Annotated in this window: 1 protein-coding gene; it reads right to left on the bottom strand. The window is 68.7% G+C overall.

Annotated elements, in window-relative coordinates:
* The coding region (locus D7V93_RS41530) for a non-ribosomal peptide synthetase (protein WP_120648494.1) at positions 1–2588 on the bottom strand (2588 nt) is incomplete at both ends.

Here is a 2588-nt window from a genome sequence, read left to right as displayed (position 1 = left end):
GACGAGCTGCGTCGCCAGCAATGAGTGGCCTCCCAGCTCGAAGAAGTTGTCGTGGATTCCGACAGGGCTCCTGCGCAGCACTTGCTCCCAAAGAGATACGAGGCGTGCCTCCAGCGCACTGCGGGGGGGCACCTGCTCCGTGGTGGAGGCGGACGGAGCTTCGGGTGCGGGCAGGGCCTTCCTGTCCACCTTGCCGTGGGCCGAGAGCGGAAAGGCCGTCAGCGCCACGAAGGCCGAGGGCACCATGTACTCCGGCAGCCGCTGACGCAGATGCTCGCGCAGTCGTACTGTGTCCAGCTCCGCCGGCACGACGTAAGCCACCAGCCGCTTGTCGCCGGGCACGTCCTCTCGCACCAACACTGTCGCTTCGGTGACCAAGGAGTGCTCGCGCAGCACCGCCTCGATTTCTCCCAGCTCGATGCGGAAGCCGCGCACCTTCACCTGGAAGTCCACGCGTCCCAGGAACCTCAGCGTCCCATCCTCCCTCCAGCACACCCGGTCTCCGGAGCGGTACAGCCGGGCGCCCGGGGCGGAGGAGAAGGGGTGGGGCACGAAGCGCTCGGCGGTGAGGGCCGGCCGGCCCAGGTAGCCTCGGGCCAGGCCGTCTCCGCCGATGAACAATTCACCGGCGACGCCCACGGGGAGCGGCTGCATCGCGGCGTCCAGCACGTACACCTGCGTATTGGCGATGGGCCGGCCGATGGAGACGGAGTCCCCCACGGTGTCGCCTGGGGACAGCGGGTGGCAGGTGGTGAAGGTGGTGCCTTCCGTGGGGCCGTAACCGTTGATGAGGCCGCGCGACTGCGCCAATCGCTCGCGCACGCGCGGCACTGGCAGCACGTCACCGCCCGCCAGCAACTGAGGTACGCCCGCGAGCGCCTGGGGTTGCTCCTGCTGCATCTGGTCGAAGAGGGCCGCGGTCAACCAGAGCACCGACACCCGGTGGCGGATGAGGGCCCGGCCCAGCTCCTCCAGGTCCGGTATGGCCTGAGGAAAGAGGACCAGACGGCCACCGTGCAGCAGCGCGCCCCAGACTTCCAGGGTGGAAGCGTCGAACGCCAGCGGCGCGAGCTGCAATACGACTGCTTCTGGCCCCAGCCGCACGAAGCTCGAACCGAACAGCAGGCGCACCACGCCTCGGTGGGGAATGGCCACGCCCTTGGGCGTCCCCGTCGAGCCCGAGGTGTACGTGACGTAGGCGAGCTGCTCCGGGCCCACGGGCGCGGACCCATCCGTCGTCGGCTGGCGCGAGACTTTTTCCCAGTCGGAGTCCAGACACACCACGGGCCTTGATGCCACCGGCAGCCCTGAGGCCAATGACTGCTGCGTGAGCACCGCGGCCACGCCTGAGTCCTCGAACAAGAACGCCAGACGCTGGGCAGGCTGGGAAGGATCCAAGGGCACGTAGCAGCCGCCGGCCTTGAGGATGCCGAGCAGCGCCACCACCATCTCCAGGCTGCGGTGAAGGCACACGCCGATGCGAGGCTCGGGGCCCAGCTCCAACGTCAGCAGGAAGGAGGCGAGCTGGTTGGCGCGCTCATTCAGTTGCCGGTAGGTGAGCGTCCCGCCCTCCGCCACGGCGGCGATGGAGTCCGGAGTGCGGACGGCCTGGGCCTGAAAGAGGGAGTGGATGCTGGCCTCGCGCGGGTAGTCGGAGGCGGTGGCATTCCAATCCACCAGGACCTGCTGGCGCTCGGCGTCGCTGAGCATGGACACGGAGGCCAGGGGCACTTCGGGCCGGGCCACCAGCGCTTCGACGAGCCGGAGGAAGTGCGCCGCCATGCGCGCGGCGGTGGCTGATTCGAAGAGGTCCGTGTTGAAGACCAGGGTGCCCTGATAGCCGTCGGGCGTATCCGAGAGGATGAGCTGCAACTCGAACTTGGCGGTGGCGGTGTCCACTTCCAGTGGGTGCAGCACCAGGGATTGTTCGCGCAGGGGGGCCGAGGTGGGCGCGTTCTGCAAGGAGAAGAGGACCTGGAAGAGGGGGCTTCGGCTTCGGTCGCGCGTGGGTTGCAGCTCCTCCACCAGGCGCTCGAAGGGCACGTCCTGGTGGGCGTAGGCCCCCAGCGCCGTCTCCTTCACTTGCTGGAGCAAGGTTCGGAAGGAGTGGCCGGAGTCCACGCGTGCGCGCAGCACCAGGGTATTGACGAAGAAGCCGATGAGGTCTTCGAGCTCACCGCGCTGGCGGCTGGCGATGGGCGAGCCGACGGTGACGTCGTCCTGTCCGGAGTACCGGGACAGCAGCACCTGGAAGGCGCCCAGCAACAGCATGAAGGGCGTGACACCCTCTTGCAGTCCCAGCGTCTTGAGCCTACCGGAGGCCTCGGCCGTGAGGGTGACGGGCACCTGGGCGCCGCGGAAGGACTGGACGGCGGGACGGGGCTTGTCGGTGGGCAGTTCCAGAGCGCTGACGCCCGCGAGCTTCTGCTTCCAGTAGTCCAGTTGCGTCTGGAGCACGTCGCCCTGCAACCACTGGCGCTGCCAGACGGCGTAGTCGGCGTATTGCAGGGGCAGGGGCGGCAGCGGCGAGGGCTGGCCTCGGGAGAAGGCGTCGTAGAGGGCGGCCACTTCGCGCACCAGCACGCCCA

The sequence above is a fragment of the Corallococcus llansteffanensis genome, from assembly GCF_003612055.1.
Classification (GTDB): Bacteria; Myxococcota; Myxococcia; order Myxococcales; family Myxococcaceae; genus Corallococcus; species Corallococcus llansteffanensis.
This window is presented reverse-complemented; position numbering and strand designations above follow the sequence as displayed.